Source organism: Micromonospora sp. RTGN7, from assembly GCF_033804645.1.
Taxonomy (GTDB): domain Bacteria; phylum Actinomycetota; class Actinomycetes; order Mycobacteriales; family Micromonosporaceae; genus Micromonospora.
Genome location: NZ_JAPZLF010000008.1, coordinates 96,784 through 116,929 on the forward strand (window position 1 = coordinate 96,784; position 20,146 = coordinate 116,929).

A 20,146-nucleotide genomic window follows, 5' to 3' on the forward strand; every position below is an offset into this window, starting at 1 on the left:
GCCGAGGTAGTGACCGACGAACGGGCGCAGTGCCGGGGCGGGCAGCCCCACGACGGCCTCATCGAGCGGATCGGCCAGGACGACCACCCGCGCCGGGGCCGCCTGCTGCTGCTGGACAACGGGCTGCACCGGGTCGGCCGTCACGGCCCCTTCCCTCGCCCTGCGCTGCGCTGCGCGGTCATTTCACGCCGGCCGCGTCCATCCCCCGCAGTTCCTTCTTGAGGTCGGCGACCTCGTCACGGATCCGACCGGCCAACTCGAACTGCAACTCCCGGGCAGCGGCCAGCATCTGGTCGTTGAGTTCCCCGATGAGCTGGGCCAGGTCGGCCCGGGCCATTCCCTCCCGGGACGGCCCGGTCGCGCCGGCCCGGCTGCGACTGCGGGTCTCCTTGACCGGGGCCTTGCCCCGGGAGAGCTGCCGGGCCGCGCCGCCGATCCGGGAGTGCTCCGTGTCCTCCGCCTCCCGGTAGATGTCGTCGAGGATGTCGTGGATCTTCTTGCGCAGCGGCTCGGGGCTGATCCCGTGCGCCTCGTTGTGGGCGACCTGTTTCTCCCGGCGCCGGTTGGTCTCCTCGATCGCCTCCGCCATCGACGGAGTGATCTTGTCGGCGTACATGTGCACCTGGCCGGAGACGTTCCGGGCGGCCCGGCCGATGGTCTGGATCAGCGACCGGGCGCTACGCAGGAAGCCCTCCTTGTCGGCGTCGAGGATCGCCACCAGGGACACCTCGGGCAGGTCCAGGCCCTCCCGGAGCAGGTTGATGCCGACCAGCACGTCGTAGTCGCCCTTGCGCAGCTCGCTCAGCAGCTCCACCCGGCGCAGCGTGTCCACCTCCGAGTGCAGGTAGCGCACCCGGATGCCGTTCTCCAGCAGGTAGTCGGAGAGGTCCTCCGCCATCTTCTTGGTCAGCGTGGTGACCAGGACCCGCTCGTCCCGCTCGGTGCGCAGCTTGATCTCGTGCATCAGGTCGTCGATCTGGCCCTTGGTGGGCTTCACCACCACCTCGGGGTCGATCAGGCCGGTCGGGCGGATCACCTGCTCGACGAACTCGCCCTGGGCCTGCTTCATCTCCCACGGGCCGGGCGTCGCGGAGAGGAAGACCATCTGCCCGACCCGCTCCAGGAACTCGTCGAAACGCAGCGGCCGGTTGTCGCCGGCGCTGGGCAGCCGGAAGCCGTGGTCGATGAGCATCCGCTTGCGGGAGGCGTCGCCCTCGTACATGCCGCCGATCTGCGGGATCGTCACGTGCGACTCGTCGACGACGGTGAGGAAGTCGTCGGGGAAGTAGTCGAGCAGGCAGTGCGGCGGGCTTCCGGGCAGCCGGCCGTCGATGTGCATCGAGTAGTTCTCGATGCCGGAGCAGAAGCCGACCTGGCGCATCATCTCGAGGTCGTAGGTGGTGCGCATCCGCAACCGCTGCGCCTCCAGCAGCTTGCCCTGCCGCTCCAGCTCGGCGAGGCGCTCAGCCAGCTCGGCCTCGATGTCCCGGGTGGCCCGCTCGATCCGTTCCGGGCCGGCGGCGTAGTGCGTGGCGGGGAAGATCATCAGGGTGTCGACCTCGCGGACGATGTCACCGGTGAGCGGGTTGAGATAGTAGAGCTTCTCCACCTCGTCGCCGAAGAGCTCGACCCGAACGGCCAGCTCCTCGTACGCCGGGATGATCTCCAGGGTGTCGCCGCGGACCCGGAAGGTGCCCCGCTGGAAGGACATGTCGTTGCGGGTGTACTGGATGTCGACCAGGCGGCGCAGCAGCTGGTCACGGTCGAGCTCCTGCCCGACCGCGACCCGGACGGCCCGGTCCAGGTACTCCTCCGGGGTGCCCAGGCCGTAGATCGCCGAGACGGTGGCCACCACGACCACGTCCCGGCGGGTGAGCAGCGACATGGTCGCCGAGTGCCGCAGCCGCTCGACCTCCTCGTTGACCGACGAGTCCTTCTCGATGTAGGTGTCGGTCTGCGGGATGTAGGCCTCGGGCTGGTAGTAGTCGTAGTAGGAGACGAAGTATTCCACCGCGTTGTTCGGCAGCAGCTCGCCGAACTCCTTCGCGAGCTGGGCACAGAGCGTCTTGTTGGGGGCCAGCACCAGGGTGGGCCGCTGCAACCGCTCGACGAGCCAGGCCGTGGTGGCGCTCTTTCCCGTGCCGGTCGCGCCGAGCAGCACGGTGTTGCGGTCACCCCGCCGCACCCGGCGCTCAAGGTCGTCGATGGCAGCCGGCTGGTCGCCGGCCGGCTGAAAATCACTGACGACCTGGAAGCGATTGTCGAGCCGGGGAATGTCGAGCGCCATGACCCCCACGGTACGCCGACGGTCCGACAAACCGGACCGACCGCCGACGGCCGTGATCGGCTTCAATATTTACATTGTGTGTCGCATCTCACCGCGTTAGGGTATGGCCGTAGGCCGCTCGCGGCGGCCGTCCGGGGCGGTGGCCAGGCCCACAGCGGCCAGCACACCCCGGCGCAGGGGTCGCAGCACCCGGACATAACCGGCGTGCGCACCCGACGTGGTCGCGCGACGCGCAGACCGGCCGCCGCGAGCGCCCCCAGCAGGGGGCGAATCCCGAGCGTCACCTGTCACACACGCCGGGAGTTCATCCTGCCGTGGACAATTCCCCCGAGCCGACGCCCCGACCAAGACCCTCGGCCCGCCAGGCGGCCACGGCGCCCGACCGGAACCGCCACCGAACGGGTGCCGGCGACGTGATCGACCGGAGCGGCAGCCGGCGTACCACCGTGATCGCCCTGGGGGTGATCGCCGTCGCCGCCGCCGCGGGCCTGGCCGCCGTGCTGCTGACGTGGGCGCCGCCGCCCCGGGAGCACTCCCGGCCACTGACCCCCGCCGAGACGGAGCGGCTCGCCGCGGTGCGGGTCACCAACCACCGCGACGTGCGGTCCGGCCTGCGGATGACCATCGGCACCACCGCCGCCCGCACCGATATGGTGGGCTGGGTGGACTGGTCCCGGCCGCTGGCCTACCTGGACATCGGCGGTCCCGGCGCCGGGGCGGCCCGGGGCCTGGTCCAGGCCACCCCCGGGCTGGTGCTGCTCCGGCCCGACCCCGCGGCGGTGCCGGTTCCGGCTGCCCCACCGCTCGTGCCCCCGGCCGACGGTTGGCGGGTCGGCAGCGGGTCAGCCGCCCGGCCGCTGCGCCCCGTGCTCGACCTGATCTTCGCGCTCGCCGCCACCCGGCCCGAGCCGGCCGGGGCGATCCCCTCGGGCGCCACCCGCTGGCTGGCCAACGCCGAGGTCAGCGGGCAACTGGTGGACGTCCTCCAAGCCCCCCTGCCCGGTGAAACCGGTCGACGGGGGGCCGCCGACGCCCCGGGGGCACCCACCGACACCACACCCCGTACCGCCACACCCGGCCCGGCACGACCGACCGCCACCCGGTCGGCAGCCCCGGCCACCAGCCGTCGGGGCTGGCCCGGCCCGACGGTCAGCCTGCCAGCCGCCGGTGGTGGCGGGCCCCTGGACGGGGCCGCGCGCTGGTGGGTCGACCGGGACGCCCGGCTGCACCGGCTGGAGGGACGCCTGCCGGGAGGTGCGCCGGTGACGGTGGAGCTACAGCGGGCCAACCGGCCGGTGCTGTGGCCGGTGGCGGCGCTGGGTGGTCGGGCGGGGCTGCCCCGGGCGCTCACCGCCGCCGAGGAGGACCGGTTGGCGCGGCTGGCGGCCCGGACGCGGGCCGGGGGCGGCGCCACCGTGACCCTCACCGCGCCCGTCGGCCCGGGCGCCACCCTGCGGGGTACGGGCTGGATCAGCTGGACGCAACGGGCGGCGTACCTGTCGGTCGGCGACGTGCCCGGCGGGCGGACCCTGCGCCGCTACGACACCGCCGGGGTCTGGTCGACGTCAGCGCCGGGCGACGCGCTCCTCCCGCCGCCACTGCCGCCCCCGCGCACCGGGCACGTCTGGGAACGCGGCGCAACCGGCACCGACGAGGTCGGCGAGCTGCTGAGCGCCGCGCTGCGGGTCGGCGTGGCGGGCAGGGCAGCCGGACCGTCGACCCGGATCCGTGGGGACCGGCTCGCCGACCGGACCGTCGACGTCATCGAGGTGGGTGCCCGGCACGGCCGGCTGCGCTACTGGATCGACCGGGCCGGCCTGCTCCGCCGGCTGGAGCTGCGCACCCGGCTGGGCACCTACGCCCAGCTCGATCTCGTCCCGGGGCGGGTGCCGGCGCTGCCGGCACCGGTCCCGGACGCCCGCGAGCCGCGACGCTGACGGGTGGCGCGCGGAGTGACCCGGCTCTCCCCGGAACGCGGCGTCGGGCGGCTCGTCAGGGCCGCCAGCCGCTCCGCGCAGCCCATTCCTCGGCCCGGTGGCACTCCTCGTCGAACCACAGGTCCTCGGCGGCGGGGTCTAGGACGCCGGACACCAGCTCCCGCTCGAGCGCCAGGTACGCCGCGCGCCGGCCCGGGTCGGCGCGCAGGTGGTCGCGCATCAGCAGGGCGTGGCGCCAGCCGGGCGACCCCTGCGGACGCAGGTGCAGGCGCACCGGGCGACCCGGGTCGGCGCTGCTGTGCAGACGCTTCTCCCACCGGTCGTTGTCCGCGGATCGGGGGCTGTCCCACCACTGGCCGGTCAGCCGGGGGAACCCGGCGGCGGCGAGGCGCTCCTTCAGGGGACCGTCCGCCTCGGCGAGGCTCGACACCGTGAGTTGGATGTCGATGACGTCCTCGGCCGCCAGGCCGGAGACGGCGGTCGCACCGATGTGGTCGATCCGCAGGTCGGCGGGGGCGATAACGTGCCGGATCCGGGCGGCCAACCGGGCGTACTGCTCGGGCCGGGCGGGGTCGGCCTCGGCCACCGTCGTCGGGTCGGGTCGGGCCGCGCGGCGGTCGCGCACGTTCGCCTCGTACGGCAGCAGCCGGTCCCGCCACAGCCGGTCCACCGCGGAGTGCAGCTCGTCGAGGGTGCCGTCGTTGGAGAGGAGCACGTCGGCTGCCGCCCGGCGGCGGGCGTCGTCGGCCTGCGCGGCGATCCGCCGCTCCGCCTCCGCCCGGTCCATGCCCCGGGTGCGCTCCAGCCGCGCCAACCGGGTCGCCAGCTCCGTCTGCACGACGACGACCAGGTGGTACGTCGGGGCGAGCCCGACCTCGACCAGCAGCGGCACGTCGTTGACGACGACCGCGTCCGGGGCCGCCGCCGCGACGAGCTCGCCGGTCCGGGCCCGGACGCGGGGATGGGTGATCGCCTCAAGCCTGCGACGGGCCGCCTCGTCGGCGAAGACCACCGCGCCCAGCGCGGCCCGGTCCAGCGCGCCGTCGGGACCGAGCACCCGGTCGCCGAAGGCGGCGACGATCTCCGTCAGGCCCTCGGTGCCCACGGCGACCACTTCCCGGGCGGTCCGGTCGGAGTCGACCACCACCGCGCCGAGGGCCGCGAGCCGCGCCGCGACGGCGCTCTTGCCGGATCCGATTCCGCCGGTCAGTCCCACCATCAACACCCGACCAGTCAACCGGATCCCGCCCGCCGCGCCAAGCCCACCCGCCGCAGCCGGCTCCGCCACCGCCGCCGAAGGCGGGCCCGAACGAAACGCGGGCCCCGCCCCCGGCGACCCGGGGTAACCGGATCGCGGGGGCGGGGCCCGTCGTTGTCAGCGGGTCACTTGCCGCCGGCGAGCTTCTCCCGCAGAGCGGCGAGCGCCTCGTCGGTGGCCAGGGTGCCGGCCGGCTCCTCGCCCTGCCGGCTCGGGGCCGAGCTGGTCGAGGAGGAGGTGGTGGTGCCACCGCCGCCGCCGGTGCTGGACACGGGCGGAGCCGGGTTGGCAGCGGCCTCGGCGTCGGCGGCGCGGGAGGTCTGCACCTGCTTGGTGTGGGCCTCCCAGCGCAGACGCGCCTCGGCGTACTGACCCTCCCAGGTCTCGCGCTGCTTGTCGTACCCCTCGAGCCACTCGCCCGTCTCCGGGTCGAAGCCATCCGGGTAGATGTAGTTGCCCTCGGTGTCGTACGTCGCAGCCATGCCGTAGAGGGTCGGGTCGAAGTGCTCCTCGCCCTCGACGAAGCCCTCGTTGGCCTGCTTGAGCGACAGCGAGATCCGGCGACGCTCCAGGTCGATGTCGATGACCTTGACCATGACCTCGGAGCCGACCTGGACGACCTGCTCCGGGATCTCCACGTGGCGCTCGGCCAGCTCGGAGATGTGGACCAGGCCCTCGATGCCGTCGTCCACCCGGACGAAGGCGCCGAACGGCACCAGCTTGGTGACCTTACCCGGCACGATCTGCTGGATCGCGTGGGTGCGGGCGAACTGCCGCCACGGGTCTTCCTGGGTCGCCTTCAGCGACAGCGAGACCCGCTCGCGGTCCAGGTCGACGTCCAGGACCTCGACCTCGACCTCCTGGCCCACCTCGACGACCTCGGACGGGTGGTCGATGTGCTTCCAGGAGAGCTCGGAGACGTGCACGAGGCCGTCCACGCCGCCCAGGTCGACGAAGGCGCCGAAGTTGACGATCGAGGACACGACGCCCTTGCGGACCTGGCCCTTCTGCAGCTTGTTGAGGAACTCGGTGCGCACCTCGGACTGCGTCTGCTCCAGCCAGGCCCGGCGGGACAGGACCACGTTGTTGCGGTTCTTGTCCAGCTCGATGATCTTGGCCTCGAGCTCACGACCGACGTACGGCTGCAGGTCGCGCACCCGCCGCATCTCCACCAGGGACGCGGGCAGGAAGCCGCGGAGCCCGATGTCGAGGATGAGACCACCCTTGACGACCTCGATGACCGAGCCGCGGACGACACCGTCCTCGTCCTTGATCTTCTCGATCGTGCCCCAGGCCCGCTCGTACTGCGCCCGCTTCTTGGAGAGGATCAGACGACCCTCCTTGTCCTCCTTCTGGAGAACCAGGGCCTCGATGTGGTCACCGACCGAAACAACATCGGCGGGGTCCACGTCGTGCTTGATCGACAACTCACGAGAGGGGATGACACCCTCGGTCTTGTAGCCGATGTCGAGCAGGACCTCGTCCCGATCGACCTTGACGACGGTGCCTTCGACAATGTCGCCGTCGTTGAAGTACTTGATGGTCTCGTCGATCGCGGCGAGGAAAGCCTCCTCGGAACCGAGATCGTCGTGGGTGACCCGGGTGGCGCTCGAGGGGGCCTCGATGCTGCTCGTCATGTGGGCGGTTGCTCCGGTCGGATGGGTTTTGGGTTGTCACAGCAGGCTGGTGTCGCAGTGACCTGTTCGCGCCAGCGAATCCGTCGCCGGGCACACCGAGCGATCGCTCAATGGGATGCTGATGTGGCTCCGTCGACCGCGCGCCTCTCCCTGCCGAGGCACACGATTCGCGAGCGCATCGTCTAGCCTACCGTGCGCATTACCACAGCGTGCAAGCCCCGGGGTAAGTGATTCAGCCCGCTTTCACGATGCGCCGTCACATTCCTCCCGGCAACGGCGCTTCGGCCGGTCCTCCGCGCTCTCCGCCGAGGCGCCAGAGCCACCGCGCCCCGTGACCGCAGAGCTCGTTCCTCGTTGACAGACACGTTCGGACCCGACGCCCGGGGACCGGCCCCGCCGAGAAGAAACGAGCCACGACGTGCCACGTCCCACGATCACCCAGCGGGTCCGGGCTCGGATACCGGGGGTCCCGCGCACCGGTCGCGAAGCGCTCTCCTCGCTCCAGGTGCTGGCGGTGCTGCGGAACCAGGGCTGGCACCGCACGGTGAACGGCGGCACCCCGGCCGACGCGGCCGGCCGGCCGGTGCCGTGGCTGACCTACCCCGCCGTCGACCTGCTGGACCGGATCCTCACCCCCGAGACCAGGGTCTTCGAGTACGGCTCGGGCGCGTCGACCCGGTGGTTCGGCGCCGGGCGCGCCGCCGAGGTGGTGGCGGTGGAGCACGACCCGGACTGGTTCGCCCGGCTGCCCCAGCCAAATAACGGCCGGATCATCCACGTCCCCGGCGACGGCGCGCGCTGGGACACCGACCCGAACGCACCCTACGTGCGGGCGGCCGCGGCCGGCGCACCCTGGGACATGATCGTCGTCGACGGGATGGCCCGCACCACGTGCGCCGCCGCCGCCCCGGACCACCTGCACCCGCACGGACTGGTCGTCCTCGACGACACCGACCACCCGGGGCTGGTTGACGCCCAGGAGGAGCTGACCCGTCGCGGCATGGGCCGGATCGACTTCTGGGGCTTCAAGCCGGGCATCGGGCTGCACGGCTGCACCTCCGTCTTCGCCTGGGACTTCAACCACTGGTTGGTCGCCGGCTCCCGGGCCCGGCGTGCCTGACCAGCGGGGGCGGTCGGCGATGCGGGAAACGGGAGCACCCGACGGGCCGACGGCGCGTCGACGCGTACTGATCATCAACCAGGGACACCAGGGGCATCCGCTGGTCTACGTCCGGCTCCTGGTCGACGCCGCGCTCGAACGCTCCGACGGGCCCGTGGTGGCGCTGCCCGACGCCGCGCTCCGCTCCCCGGAGTTCACCCTCCACCTCGGCGAGGTCGCCGACCGGTGCGAGATCGTCCGGTTGGCCGATCCGATCACCCCGGAGCTGGCCCGCCAACTCGCCGAGCGGCACGCCTGCGGGCGGGTGCTCGTCCCCGACGGCGACCAGTTCGCCACCCGCCTCGGCCTGGTGGGGTGGCGCGGCGCGGGTGATGTCGTCACGCTGGTCATCCGGGACCCGCGGCTCTCCGGCAACCACCGGCTGCGCCACCGGGTGAAGATGGTGCTGAAGGGTGCCCTGCTCCGGCGGGCGGGACGACTCCCCCGGGTACGGGTGCTGTTCCTGGCCGACCACGCCGAGACCGCGCGCCGGGGACGCGACGCGGTGGCGGACCCGATCCTCTTCGACGCCATGCACCTCGATCCGCTGGAGATCCGCCGCGATCTCGGGCTCTCCGAGGACAGGTTCTACTTCGTCGTGGCCGGCAAGATCACCGCCCGGAAGAACCTGGACATGGTCCTACGCGGCATCCTGCCGCTCGCCGACGCGAAGGTCGGCCTCTTCGCCTGCGGTGAGCTCTCCCCGGATGTGCGCACGGCGATCGCACCGTTGCTCGAGCGGGCGCGGCAACTGGACGTCGAGGTGGTGCTCAGCGACCGGTTGCAGAGCAACCACGAGTTGAACCGTGCCGTGCAGATGGCCGACTGCCTGGTCACCGCCTACTCGAACTCCGCGCCGCCGTCGACCACCACCAAGGGCGCCCGGGCGGGCCGCCGGGTCGTCGTCGCCGGGTCCGAGGTGACCCGGATGTGGGCGCGGAACCTGGGCATCGAGCTGCACTGCCCGCTGGAACAGCAGCCCCTCGACGCCCTGCTCCGGCGGGCGCTGAGCACCCCGGTGCCGCCGCCCATCCCCGGCGGCGACCCCCGCGCCTTCGCCGAGGCCTTTCTGTGCTGACCGCACGCGGGCCCGGCCGGTCGCGGCACCGGCCCGCACGGCTGGCGGGCCGCCTGCGGCCACGCGGGGCGCTGACCCGGCAGACGCTGGCGCTCGCCGGTTCCACGGCGGTCTCCCAGCTCATCTACGCGGGCCTGCTCACCGTCGTCGCGAAGCACGCCGGCCCCGCCGACCTCGGGGCGGCCGCGGCCGTCATCGGGCTGGGCAGCTTCCTGGGTGGGCTGCTGGACTACGGCTTCACCTCGTACTCCCTGCGAGAGTTGGCCGCCGGGCGGATGAGCACCGTCGAGTACTGGAGCCGGCTGCGGACCAAGCTGGCTCTGACCGTCGCCGTCGGCCTGGCGGCCGTGCTGGTCGCGGGGGTCACCCTGCCCGACCCCGGGCTCGTCGCGGGCGGGGCGGTCGTGGCGTTCGGGCGGATCCTGGTCCTCGGCGTGACGATCCCGAACCGGGCCGACCGCCGGGTGGGACGCATCGCCGTGGTGACCGTCCTGGAACGGGTGGTCGCCCTGGTCACCTACCTGATCGTCACCGCCGTCCACCCCGTGGACCCGGTCTCGGGCCTCTGGCTCTCGCTGGGACTGGGGACCCTGGTGGCCGGTCTCTGCGGCCTGCTGCTCACCGCCGGCGGCCACGAGTTGGTCACGTCGCGACGGCTGGTGAACCCCTGGTCGGCGGTGGCCGGGTTCGGCAGCTACGCCCTCGCGGTCAGCGCCTGCAGCCTGGACACCGCCCTGCTCGGCCTGGCCGGCGGCGGCGTGCAGGCAGGCCTCTACGGCGCGGTGAACCGGTGGACCCAGCCGGCGCAGATGATCGCCCAGTCGTACTCGATGGCCGCGGTCCCGCCCCTGTCCGCGGCGGAGTCCACCCGGGCGGCGGCCCGGATCGTGCGGAACTCGCTCGGGCTGCTGCTGCTCGGGATCGTGGCCTGCGCGGCGCTCGCCGTCGCCGCCCCCGCGCTGGTGCCGGTCCTGCTCGGGGACACCTACCGGGGGTCCGTCCCGGTGCTGGTCCTGCTGGCCGGGTCGGCGGCCGCGATGCTGCTGAACCAGCCGCTGCTGACCGTGCTGACGTCCCGGGGGCACGACCGGTTTGTCGGCCGGGCCGCCGTCGTCACGGTCGCGGCGCAACTGCTCGGGGTGTGGCTCCTCGCCGGCCCGGTGGGCGCGCTGGGGGCGGCGCTGGCCGCCCTGCTGTCGCAGGCCGCCCTCACCGTGGTGCTGGCGGTCGGTCTGGCAAGGCTGATCGTCAGGGAGACCGGCCCCGACGCCGACGCTGTCCCCCAGCCCGCCGCGCCGCGTGCCGGGGAACGGGCCGGGATGGCCACTAGACTGCCGCAGTGACCGACGACCGGGCGGGTGCCGTCCCGTACGCCGACGACGCCGACTCACCGGGCGTGGTGCGGCGCCCGGTCACCGACGCGGATGCCCGGTGGGCCAACCGCGGCTGGTGGGACGCCGACGCCGACGACTACCAGGCCGAGCACGGGACGTTCCTCGGTGACGTGGACTTCGTCTGGTGCCCCGAGGGCCTGCGGGAGGCCGACGCCCGGCTGCTCGGCGACGTCGCCGGTCGACGGGTGCTGGAGGTGGGCGCCGGTGCCGCCGCGGCGGCCCGCTGGCTCGCCACCCAGGGGGCCCGGCCGGTCGCGCTGGACCTCTCCGCCGGCATGCTGCGGCACGCCGCGACGGCGGCCGGACGCACCGGCGTACGCGTTCCGCTGGTGCAGGCCGACGCGCTCGCGTTGCCCTTCGTCGACGCGACGTTCGACACCGCCTGCACGGCGTTCGGGGCGATCCCGTTCGTGGCCGACTCGGCGGCGGTGATGCGCGAGGTGTGCCGGGTGCTGCGGCCCGGCGGGCGCTGGGTGTTCTCGGTGACCCACCCGATGCGCTGGATCTTCCTCGACGACCCGGGGCAGGGCGGCCTGACGGCCGTGCACTCGTACTTCGACCGCTCCCCGTACGTGGAGCAGGACACCACGGGCGCGGCGACGTACGTGGAGCAGCACCGCACCCTGGGCGACCGGGTCCGCGAGCTGGTCACCGCCGGGTTCCGGCTGGTCGACCTGGTGGAGCCGGAGTGGCCGCAGGGGCACGAGGCCATCTGGGGACAGTGGAGCCCGCTGCGCGGCCGGCTCTTCCCCGGCACCGCCATCTTCGTCGCGGAGAAGCCCGCCGACTGAAGCAAGCCGCCGGTCGCCGAGCTCACCTGCTGACCGGGCCCGTTTGGCCGGGGGCGCCCCGGGTAGCCAGGCGGATGGCCGAGCAGAAGTTCCGCGAGGGTGACCACGTCTCCTGGGCCAGCCACGGCAGTCGGGCACACGGGGTCGTACAGGAGGAACTCACCGAACGGACGCGGTTGAGCGGGCACATTGCGAACGCGTCCCCGGATGACCCGCAGTACCGCATCCGCGCCGACAGTTCGGGGCGGGACGTCGCCCACCGGCCGGAGGTGCTGCGCCATGAGCGGGGCTGACCGGGGCGGGGCTGACCGGGGGCGGGACACCTACCGGGAGTTCACCGAGGCGGTGAACATGAAGCCTCGCGAGCTCTCCACCTGGCTGGAGACCGACGAGTCGAAGCGGGTCGGCTGGCACAAGGGTGGCCGGGCCGGCGGCGGCGAGTCGGTCGGGCACTCCTCCGGCCGGCGGATCATCGACCTGCTGCGCCGCAGGCGCGCGGAGCTCTCCGAGGGCGACTACAAACACATGCGCAAGGTCGTCGGGTACGTCCACCGGCACCTGGCCCAGCGCCCCACGGGCGACGTCCGGAACACGAAGTGGCGATGGTCGCTGATGAACTGGGGCCGTGACCCGCTGAAGTGAACCTCCCCGCCGCGCCCCACCGGCGGGCAACGCCCACCGTCGAACGCCCACGGGTGGGGCCGGCGCGGCGCCGGCCGGCGGTCAGTGGTCGGCGCTGTTCCAGTCGCGGCCCTCGCCGACGGAGACCTCCAGCGGCACGGAGAGCGGGTACGCCCCACCCATCTCCTTGCGCACCAGCGCCTCCAGCGTCTCCCGTTCGCCCGCCGCCACCTCGAAGACCAGCTCGTCGTGCACCTGGAGCAGCATTCGGGACCGCAGGCCGGCATCGCGCAGCGCCGAGTCGACGTGCAGCATGGCCACCTTGATGAGGTCCGCCGCGGAGCCCTGGATCGGGGCGTTGAGCGCCATCCGCTCGGCCATCTCCCGGCGCTGCCGGTTGTCGCTGGCCAGGTCGGGCAGATACCGCCGGCGGCCCAGAACGGTGGAGGTGTAGCCGTCGTGCCGGGCCCGGGCGACCACCTCGTTGAGGTAGTCGCGGACCCCGCCGAAGCCGGCGAAGTAGTTCTCCATCAGCCCGCGCGCCTCCTCGGCGGTGATGCCGAGCTGCTGGGAGAGGCCGAACGCGCTCAGCCCGTACGCCAAGCCGTAGTTCATCGCCTTGATCTTGCGGCGCTGATCGGCCGTGACGTCGGCCACCGGCACCCCGAAGACCGACGAGGCGGTGGCGGCGTGGAAGTCGCGGCCGGAGTTGAACGCCTCGATCAGCGCGTCGTCCGACGACAGGTGCGCCATGATCCGCATCTCGATCTGGCTGTAGTCGGCGGTGAGCAGGTGATCGAACCCCTCCCCCACCACGAAGGCCCGGCGGATCCGCCGGCCCTCCTCGGTGCGGATCGGGATGTTCTGCAGGTTGGGGTCGGTGGAAGAGAGCCGGCCGGTGGCCGCCACCGTCTGCTTGAAGGTGGTGTGGATGCGGCCGTCGTCGGAGACGGACTTGAGCAGGCCGTCCACGGTCGACTTGAGCTTGGCCACGTCCCGGTGCCGCAGCAGGTGCTCCAGCACCGGGTGCGGATTCTGCGCGTGCAGCCACTGGAGGGCGTCGGCGTCGGTGGTGTAGCCGGTCTTGATCTTCTTGGTCTTGGGCAGGCCCAGTTCGCCGAAGAGCAACTCCTGGAGCTGCTTGGGCGAGCCGAGGTTGAACTCCCGATCCACCGCGGCGTACGCGCCCTGGGCGGCGGCCTTGACCTCGCCGGCGAAGTGCGCCTCCAACTCCTGGAGATAGTCCAGGTCGGCGGCGATGCCGACCTGCTGGATCGTGGCAAGCACCTCCGACAACGGCAGCTCGACCTCCGCCATCAACCGGGCGGACTGCTCACCGTCGCGGGACAGCTCGGCGTCGATCGCGTCGGCCAGGTCGAGGGTGGCCCGGGCCTGGAGCATCAGGTTCTGCTCGGCCTCGCCGTCGTCGCCGAGGCCGTCGAGGGTGAGCTGGCCGGTCTCCGGGGCGTCGACCCGCAGCTCCCGGTGCAGGTAGCGCAGTGCCAGGTCGGTCAGGTCGTAGGAGCGCTGGTCGGGGCGGGCCAGGTAGGCGGCGAGCTCGGTGTCGCGGACGACGCCCGCCAGGGACCAGCCGCGGGCGGCGAGCGCCAGCCGGGCCTGCTTGCTGTCGTGCACCACCTTCGGCCGCTGCGGGTCGGCCAGCCAGCCGGCCAGGGCCCGCTCGTCGGCCTCGGCCAGCTCCACCGGGTCGAACCAGGCCGCCGGCCCAGACGCCAGGGCCAGGGCCACGCCGTCGAGCTGTGGTTCGTATCGCTCACGGGGGGTCGTCGGCTTCGCCGGCGTCTTCACCGCCACCCCGACCTGGGTGCCGGTCGGTGCGTGCGTGTCGAGCCAGCCGGCCAGCGCCCCGGGCGCGGTGAGCTTCTCGCCGGCCAGGTCGAACCCGGCCTCGGCCTCCGGCTCGACGGCCTCCAGGTATTGGTAGAGCCGGTCGCGCAGGATGCGGAACTCCAGGGTGTCGAAGACCTGGTGCACCGCCTCCCGGTCCCAGCCGGCCCAGCGGGCGTCCTCGGGGCGGACCGGCAGCTCCAGATCGGAGACCAGACGGTTGAGCTCGTAGTTGCGGATCACGTCGGCGAGCCGCTCGCGCAGGCTCTCGCCGGCCTTGCCCTTGATCTCGTCGGCCCGCGCGATGACCCCGTCCACCCCGCCGTACAGGTTGATCCACTTGGCGGCGGTCTTCGGACCCACCCCGGGCACGCCCGGCAGGTTGTCGCTGGCCTCACCGACCAGGGCGGCCAGGTCGCGGTAGCGCTGCGGGCCGACACCGTATTTTGTCTCGATCGCGGCGGCGTCCATCCGGGCCAGGTCGGAGACGCCCTTACGCGGGTAGAGCACCGTGATGTTGTCGTCGATGAGCTGGAAGGCGTCCCGGTCGCCGCTGGAGATCAGCACCGTCATGCCCTGGTCGCGGGCCTGGCAGGCGAGGGTGGCGATGACGTCGTCGGCCTCGTAACCCTCCTGCTCCACCACCGGGATCTGCAGCGCCGCCAGCACCTCCTTGACCAGGCTGACCTGGCCCTTGAAGTCGGTCGGGGTCTCGCTGCGGCCCGCCTTGTACTCCGCGTATTGCTCGGTGCGGAAGGAGCGGCGGGACACGTCGAAGGCGACGACGATGTGGGTGGGCCGCTCGTCGCGGAGCACGTTGATCAGCATCGAGGTGAAGCCGTAGACGGCGTTTGTCGGCTGCCCCGTCGTGGTGGAGAAGTTCTCCACCGGCAGGGCGAAGAACGCCCGGTATGCCAGGGAGTGTCCGTCGACGAGAAGCAGGCGTGGCGTCGTAGCTGTCACGCGAGCGACTCTAGTCCGTACGCCCGACAACGCCGCCCGGCGGCACGGCCGGCGGCGCCGCGAATCGGACGGTCCGCCCCGGGCGTCGCGGACCGGCGAAAAAACCGGCGGCCGCCCGCCCCCGCGAGGGGACGGACGGCCGCCGACGGCAGGAACCTCAGGCCACGCCGAGGTACGCCTCCTTGACCGCCGGGTCGTGCAGCAGGTCCTGGCCGGTGCCCTCCTTGACGATCCGGCCGGTCTCCAGCACGTATCCCCGGTGGGCCCGGGAGAGTGCCTGCTGGGCGTTCTGCTCCACCAGCAGGATCGTGGTGCCCTGCTCGTTGATCCGGGTGATGATCTCGAAGATCTGCTGGATCAGCTTCGGCGCCAGACCCATCGACGGCTCGTCGAGCAGCAGCAGCCGCGGCCGGGCCATCAGCGCCCGACCCACGGCGAGCATCTGCTGCTCGCCGCCGGAGAGGGTGCCGCCGGCCTGCTTACGCCGCTCCGCCAGCCGGGGGAACAGGTCCAGCACCATCGCCAGGTCCTTGGCGATCTCCGCCTTGTCCCGGCGGGTGTACGCCCCCATCTCCAGGTTCTCCATCACCGACATGCCGGGGAAGACGCCCCGGCCCTCCGGCGCCTGCCCGATCCCACGGGTCACCCGCAGGTCGGCCCGCATCCGGGTGACGTCGGTGCCGTCGAAGACGATCGAGCCCTGGGCCACCGGGCGCAGCCCGGAGATCGCCCGCATGGTGGTGGTCTTGCCCGCGCCGTTGGCGCCGATGAGCGCGACCACCTCGCCCTCGTTGACCACCAGGCTGATCCCGTGCAGGGCCTGAATGCGCCCGTAGAGCAGGGTCAGGTCCTTGATCTCAAGCAGCATCGGTCGGCACCCCCAGATACGCGGCGATCACCTTCGGGTCGTCCCGGACCTCGGCCGGCAACCCCTCGGCGATCTTCTTGCCGAACTCCAGCACAACGATCCGGTCGGTCACGCCCATCACCAGCCGCATGTCGTGCTCGATCAGCAGCACGGTCGTGCCGTTGTCGCGGATCAACTGGATCAGGCCGAGCAGCTCCTCCTTCTCCGCCGGGGTGAAGCCGGCGGCCGGCTCGTCCAGGCAGAGCAGGGCGGGGTCGGTGGCCAGGGCCCGGGCGATCTCCAGACGACGCTGCTCGCCGTACGACAGGTTGCGGGACAGGTCGTTCGCGCGCCGCTCGATGCCGACGAAGCGCAGCAGCTCGTACGCCTTCTCTCGGCCCTCACGCTCCTCCCGCCAGTACCGCGGCAGCCGCAGCATGGCGGAGATGACGCTGGTCTTGTGGTGGACGTCGGCGCCCACCATCACGTTCTCCAGCGCCGTCATCTCGGGGAAGAGCCGGATGTTCTGGAACGTCCGGGCGATGCCGGCCTTGGTGATCCACGACCGCCGCTTGCCGTTGGTGCGCTGCCCCTTGAACCGGATCTCGCCCTCGGTGGGCCGGTAGACGCCGGTCATCGCGTTGAAGCAGGTCGTCTTGCCGGCGCCGTTCGGGCCGATCAGGCCGAGGATCTCCCCCTTGTAGAGGGTGAAGTTGACCTTGTCGAGGGCGACCACGCCGCCGAAGCGCAACGTGACGTTGTCGACCTCCAGCAGCGGCTCCCGGCCGGCAGCGTCCCGCGCCGCCGGGGTGACGCCGGTGGGCTCCCCGGAGCCCTTCGCCGGCGGCACGCCGACCGTGCTGCGGCCGTCGGCGGTGATGTCGCGGTCGCTGCTCGGGTCGCGTTCGCTCTTCATCTGCGGATCACTCACTGGACACCTTCTCCTGCGGAACCGCCTCCTGGCGTCGGTCGGCGAACTCCGCCGCCCGCCGCCGGTTGGGCACGATACCCTGCGGACGGAAGATCATCATCACGATGACGACCAGACCGAAGATCAGGATCCGGTACTCCGCCGCGTCGAACTCCACGCCGATCAGCCCGCCGACGCCACGCAGCCATTCCGGCAGGTACCAGGTGATCGCGCCGCCGACGATGGCGCCCTTGATGTTGCCGGCACCACCCAGGATGACCGCGGCGAGCACCAGGATGGAGCTCTCCAGCACGAACTGGTCGGAGTTGATGAACGTCTGCTTACCGGCGAAGACGGCCCCGGTCAGGCCGGCCACCGCCGCCCCGATGGCGAACGCCCACAGCTTGTACTTGAACGTCGGCACGCCCATGACCTCGGCGGCGTCCTCGTCCTCGCGGGTGGCCACCCAGGCCCGGCCGACCCGGCTGTTGGCCAGGTTCCGGACCAGCACGATCACCACGAGGATCAACGTCAGCAGGAGCCAGTAGTACGGCCGGGCGTCCACCACCCCGAACAGCGCCTTGCCGTCCGAGCCGGTGCCCGGCGGGTGCGGGATCGCCGGAATGCCCCGCTGACCCTGCAGCACGCCCTCGTTGCGGGCGGCGTAGAGGCGGATCATCTCGGCGAAGCCGAGGGTCACGATGGCCAGGTAGTCGCCGCGCAGCCGCAGCGTCGGGCCACCGAGGATGACGCCGGAGATCATCGCGACCATCACCGCGATCGGCACCGCCGCCAGCCACGGCCATTCTGTCCCCAGCCGGCTCTCCGGCGAGGTCAGCAACGCGACCGTGTACGCACCAAGCGCGTAGAAGCCGAAGTACCCCAGGTCGAGCAGGCCGGCGAAGCCGACCACCACGTTGAGGCCCACGGCCAGCAGGACGAAGACCGCGGTGTCGAAGAGCACGCCGGCGAAGTCCGAGCGGGTGGTGTAGAGCGCGAAGTACTCGTTGCCGATCGGAAAGCCGAGGTACTCGTAGAACCACTTGTTGGGCAGGATGTAGAGCAGGACGATCAGCGCCACGATCGCGGCCCAGCGGATCTGCTTGGGCATCGCCGCCCAGCGGCCCTTGAAGGCCGAGGCGCGGCCCTTGTCCACGGTGGCGGTCATGCGCGCGCCCTCCCGAGAGATTCGCCGAGCAGGCCGGTGGGGCGGAACATCAGCAGCACGATCAGCAGCACGAAGCCGGTGAAGTCCTTCCAGTCTCCACCGAACAGGCCGGCGGCGTAGTTCTCCGCCACCCCGAGCAGCAGGCCGCCGAGCAGCGCACCGCGCAGGTTGCCGATGCCGCCGAGCACCGCCGCCGCGAACGCCTTCAGCCCGAGCAGGAAGCCCACGTTGAACTTCGTGTATTCGAAGCGGATGTTCCAGAGCAGTGCCGCGACGCCGGCCATCAGGCCGCCGAGCACGAACACCAGCAGGATCACCCGGTTCTTGTTGACGCCCATCAGGGCGGCGGTGTCCGCGTCCTGGGCCACCGCCCGGATGCCGCGACCCAGTCGGCTGCGGTTCACGAACTGGTCCAGACCGATCATCATCACCAGCGTCACGCCGATGATCAGCAGCTGGATGTTGGTGACGCTGGCGCCGAAGACGGTGAACATCGTCTCGGAGGGCAGCAGCGTCGGCATGCCGAACGGCGCCCGGCGGGTGCCGATGCCGAAGGACTCGGCGAGCACGAACGACGCGCCGATCGCGGTGATGAGGAAGGCCAGCGGGGGCGCGTTGCGCCGCCGCAGCGGCCGGTAGGCGACCATCTCCACCGTCACCGCGGTCGCCGCGGCGGCGACCCCCGCCACGATGAGGCCGGCCACCAGCGCGAGGATCAACGGGCCGAGGGCCGGCGCGGGCGAGTTCTGGTCGTAGCCGAGGGCCTCCCAGGTCCACAGGGCGGCGAAGGTGCCGACCATGAAGACCTCGGAGTGAGCAAAGTTGATCAGGCGAAGAACGCCGTAGACGAGGGTGTAGCCGAGGGCGACGAGGGCGTAGATCGCGCCCTGTTCCAGCCCGGTGATGGTCAGTGCCGGGAAGTTCCCGAACAACTCATCGAAGTTCAAGTGGGGGCTCCAACTGTGCGGCCAAACGAGGCGGCCGGGAGGGTGACTCCCGGCCGCATCGTCTGGATATCCCTTGGCGGGACCGGAGAACCGGTCAGGCCTTCGGGATCTCGACGTCCGGGACGACCTGACCCGCGTTGACCTTGAACGCCCAGACCAGCACCTGGGCCGGGTCCAGCTCGCCGTTGGGCTCGAACTTGTAGGTCACACCGGTGGCGGAACCGGCCTTGTTGTAGGACTTCACGAAGGCGAGCAGGTCGGCGCGGGTGGCCTTGCCGGCCTTGATGCCCTCGAGGTAGATCTTCGTGACGTCGTACGACACGTCGGCGTAGGTGCCCGGCTCGGCGTTCTCGAAGCCCGCCTTGTAGTCGGTCACGAAGGTGCCCTTGGCCGCGGTGGCCGGGGCGCAGGGGCAGGTCAGGATGGTGCCCTCGGCGACCGCCTGACCGGCGACCTTGATGAAGTTGGCATCGTTCACGCCGTCACCGGCGATCATGGTGCCCTTCCAGCCGGCACCCTTGAGCTGCTTGAGCAGCAGGCCCGCCTCGGTGTAGTACCCACCGAAGAAGAGGGCCGTCGCGCCACTGCCGACGATCTTGGTGACGACCGCGGAGAAGTTAACCTGCTTGACCTGGACCTTGTCCTCGCCGGCAACCGTGCCGAGGACCTTCTTGACCTCGTCCACCAGGCCCGTGCCGTACGCCGACTGGTCGTCGACGACGTAGACCTTCTCGGCCTTCAGCACGTTCTTGATGTAGCGGCCGGCCGCCGGGCCCTGCGAGGTGTCGTTGCCGACGCCCCGGTGGAAGACCTTCCAGCCCTTGGTGCTCAGGCTCGGGCGGGTCGCCGACGGGGTGATGGTCGACAGGCCGGCCTCCTCGAAGATCGGGTCAGCCACCTCGGACTCACCCGAGAACGCCGGGCCGACGAGCCCGACGACCTTGGTGTCGCCCGCCGCCTTCTGCGCCAGGGGAGAGGCCTTCGCCGGGTCACCCTGCGAGTCGTACTCCTCGAGGTTGACCTTGCAGTCAGCGTTGTCCTTGTTGTACTGGTCGATCGCCAGCTTCGTGCCATTGCGCATGTGGATACCGAGACCCGCGGCGTCGCCGGTCAGCGGGCCAAAGAAGCCGATCTTGAGGTCGCAGGCGGCGGAACTGCCGCCGCCACCCTCGGTGTCACTGTCGGCCTTACACGCGGCCGCGCTACTGAAAACGAGCGCGCTGATGGCCACGCCACCCAGCACCCGTGCGAGCTTCTGCCTCACGGCTCGTACCCTCCTCCGTCCGAGGCTCGACTCACCC

16 protein-coding genes are annotated in these 20,146 nt (G+C 71.8%); 7 read left to right on the plus strand and 9 right to left on the minus strand.

What is annotated here, in order from left to right; translation table 11 throughout:
- Window positions 1-178: 178 nt before the first annotated feature.
- Entirely contained in the window at window positions 179-2,287 is a 2,109-nt protein-coding gene (uvrB, locus tag SNR22_RS13970; RefSeq protein ID WP_320066981.1) for an excinuclease ABC subunit UvrB, read from the minus strand.
- 413 nt (window positions 2,288-2,700) lie between these two features.
- Between uvrB and SNR22_RS13975 the strand changes: the two genes are divergently transcribed.
- Complete coding sequence (locus tag SNR22_RS13975; RefSeq protein ID WP_320066982.1) at window positions 2,701-4,224, plus strand: hypothetical protein; 1,524 nt, start codon at window positions 2,701-2,703, stop codon at window positions 4,222-4,224.
- A 55-nt stretch (window positions 4,225-4,279) separates the two neighbouring features.
- On the opposite strand, the gene coaE is transcribed toward SNR22_RS13975, so the two are convergent.
- Entirely contained in the window at window positions 4,280-5,449 is a 1,170-nt protein-coding gene (coaE, locus tag SNR22_RS13980; RefSeq protein ID WP_320066983.1) for a dephospho-CoA kinase, read from the minus strand.
- A gap of 158 nt (window positions 5,450-5,607) precedes the next feature.
- Window positions 5,608-7,119, minus strand: a complete 1,512-nt coding sequence (gene rpsA / locus SNR22_RS13985; RefSeq protein ID WP_320066984.1) for a 30S ribosomal protein S1 — start codon at window positions 7,117-7,119, stop codon at window positions 5,608-5,610.
- Window positions 7,120-7,537: 418 nt separating this feature from the next.
- Here rpsA and SNR22_RS13990 point away from each other — a divergent pair, with 418 nt between their 5' ends.
- The 6 genes from SNR22_RS13990 to SNR22_RS14015 all read left to right on the plus strand — a co-directional run bounded on the left by SNR22_RS13990 (window position 7,538) and on the right by SNR22_RS14015 (window position 12,183).
- Window positions 7,538-8,239, plus strand: a complete 702-nt coding sequence (locus SNR22_RS13990) for a hypothetical protein (protein ID WP_320066985.1) — start codon at window positions 7,538-7,540, stop codon at window positions 8,237-8,239.
- 19 nt (window positions 8,240-8,258) lie between these two features.
- Window positions 8,259-9,356, plus strand: coding sequence for a hypothetical protein (locus SNR22_RS13995; RefSeq protein WP_320066986.1), 1,098 nt, complete (start codon window positions 8,259-8,261; stop codon window positions 9,354-9,356).
- Window positions 9,350-10,699 carry a lipopolysaccharide biosynthesis protein gene (locus tag SNR22_RS14000; RefSeq protein ID WP_320066987.1) on the plus strand — a complete coding sequence of 450 codons (1,350 nt, stop codon included), beginning with the start codon at window positions 9,350-9,352 and terminating at the stop codon, window positions 10,697-10,699. The genes SNR22_RS13995 and SNR22_RS14000 overlap by 7 nt, the downstream gene beginning before the upstream one ends.
- Window positions 10,696-11,541, plus strand: a complete 846-nt coding sequence (locus tag SNR22_RS14005; protein WP_413775631.1) for a class I SAM-dependent methyltransferase — start codon at window positions 10,696-10,698, stop codon at window positions 11,539-11,541. The genes SNR22_RS14000 and SNR22_RS14005 overlap by 4 nt, the downstream gene beginning before the upstream one ends.
- Window positions 11,542-11,615: 74 nt before the next feature.
- On the plus strand, window positions 11,616-11,834 hold the full coding sequence (locus SNR22_RS14010) for a DUF2945 domain-containing protein (RefSeq protein WP_320066988.1): 219 nt from the start codon (window positions 11,616-11,618) through the stop codon (window positions 11,832-11,834).
- Entirely contained in the window at window positions 11,821-12,183 is a 363-nt protein-coding gene (locus tag SNR22_RS14015; protein ID WP_320066989.1) for a DUF3140 domain-containing protein, read from the plus strand. Before SNR22_RS14010 ends, SNR22_RS14015 begins: the two co-directional genes overlap by 14 nt.
- 81 nt (window positions 12,184-12,264) lie before the next feature.
- Here SNR22_RS14015 and polA read toward each other — a convergent pair whose 3' ends face one another.
- From polA to SNR22_RS14045, 6 genes are all read right to left on the minus strand, one after another.
- Window positions 12,265-14,973 (minus strand): DNA polymerase I, encoded by a 2,709-nt coding sequence (gene polA, locus SNR22_RS14020; RefSeq protein ID WP_320066990.1) that lies wholly within the window; start codon window positions 14,971-14,973, stop codon window positions 12,265-12,267.
- Window positions 14,974-15,130: 157 nt separating this feature from the next.
- Window positions 15,131-15,841, minus strand: coding sequence for an ABC transporter ATP-binding protein (locus tag SNR22_RS14025; protein ID WP_320066991.1), 711 nt, complete (start codon window positions 15,839-15,841; stop codon window positions 15,131-15,133).
- Window positions 15,831-16,751 carry an ABC transporter ATP-binding protein gene (locus tag SNR22_RS14030; protein WP_320066992.1) on the minus strand — a complete coding sequence of 307 codons (921 nt, stop codon included), beginning with the start codon at window positions 16,749-16,751 and terminating at the stop codon, window positions 15,831-15,833. Before SNR22_RS14030 ends, SNR22_RS14025 begins: the two co-directional genes overlap by 11 nt.
- On the minus strand, window positions 16,744-17,898 hold the full coding sequence (locus SNR22_RS14035) for a branched-chain amino acid ABC transporter permease (RefSeq protein WP_320066993.1): 1,155 nt from the start codon (window positions 17,896-17,898) through the stop codon (window positions 16,744-16,746). The genes SNR22_RS14030 and SNR22_RS14035 overlap by 8 nt, the downstream gene beginning before the upstream one ends.
- Window positions 17,895-18,845, minus strand: coding sequence for a branched-chain amino acid ABC transporter permease (locus tag SNR22_RS14040; protein WP_320066994.1), 951 nt, complete (start codon window positions 18,843-18,845; stop codon window positions 17,895-17,897). Before SNR22_RS14040 ends, SNR22_RS14035 begins: the two co-directional genes overlap by 4 nt.
- Before the next feature lie 94 nt (window positions 18,846-18,939).
- Window positions 18,940-20,109, minus strand: coding sequence for a branched-chain amino acid ABC transporter substrate-binding protein (locus SNR22_RS14045; RefSeq protein ID WP_320066995.1), 1,170 nt, complete (start codon window positions 20,107-20,109; stop codon window positions 18,940-18,942).
- Between the last annotated feature and the right edge of the window lie 37 nt (window positions 20,110-20,146).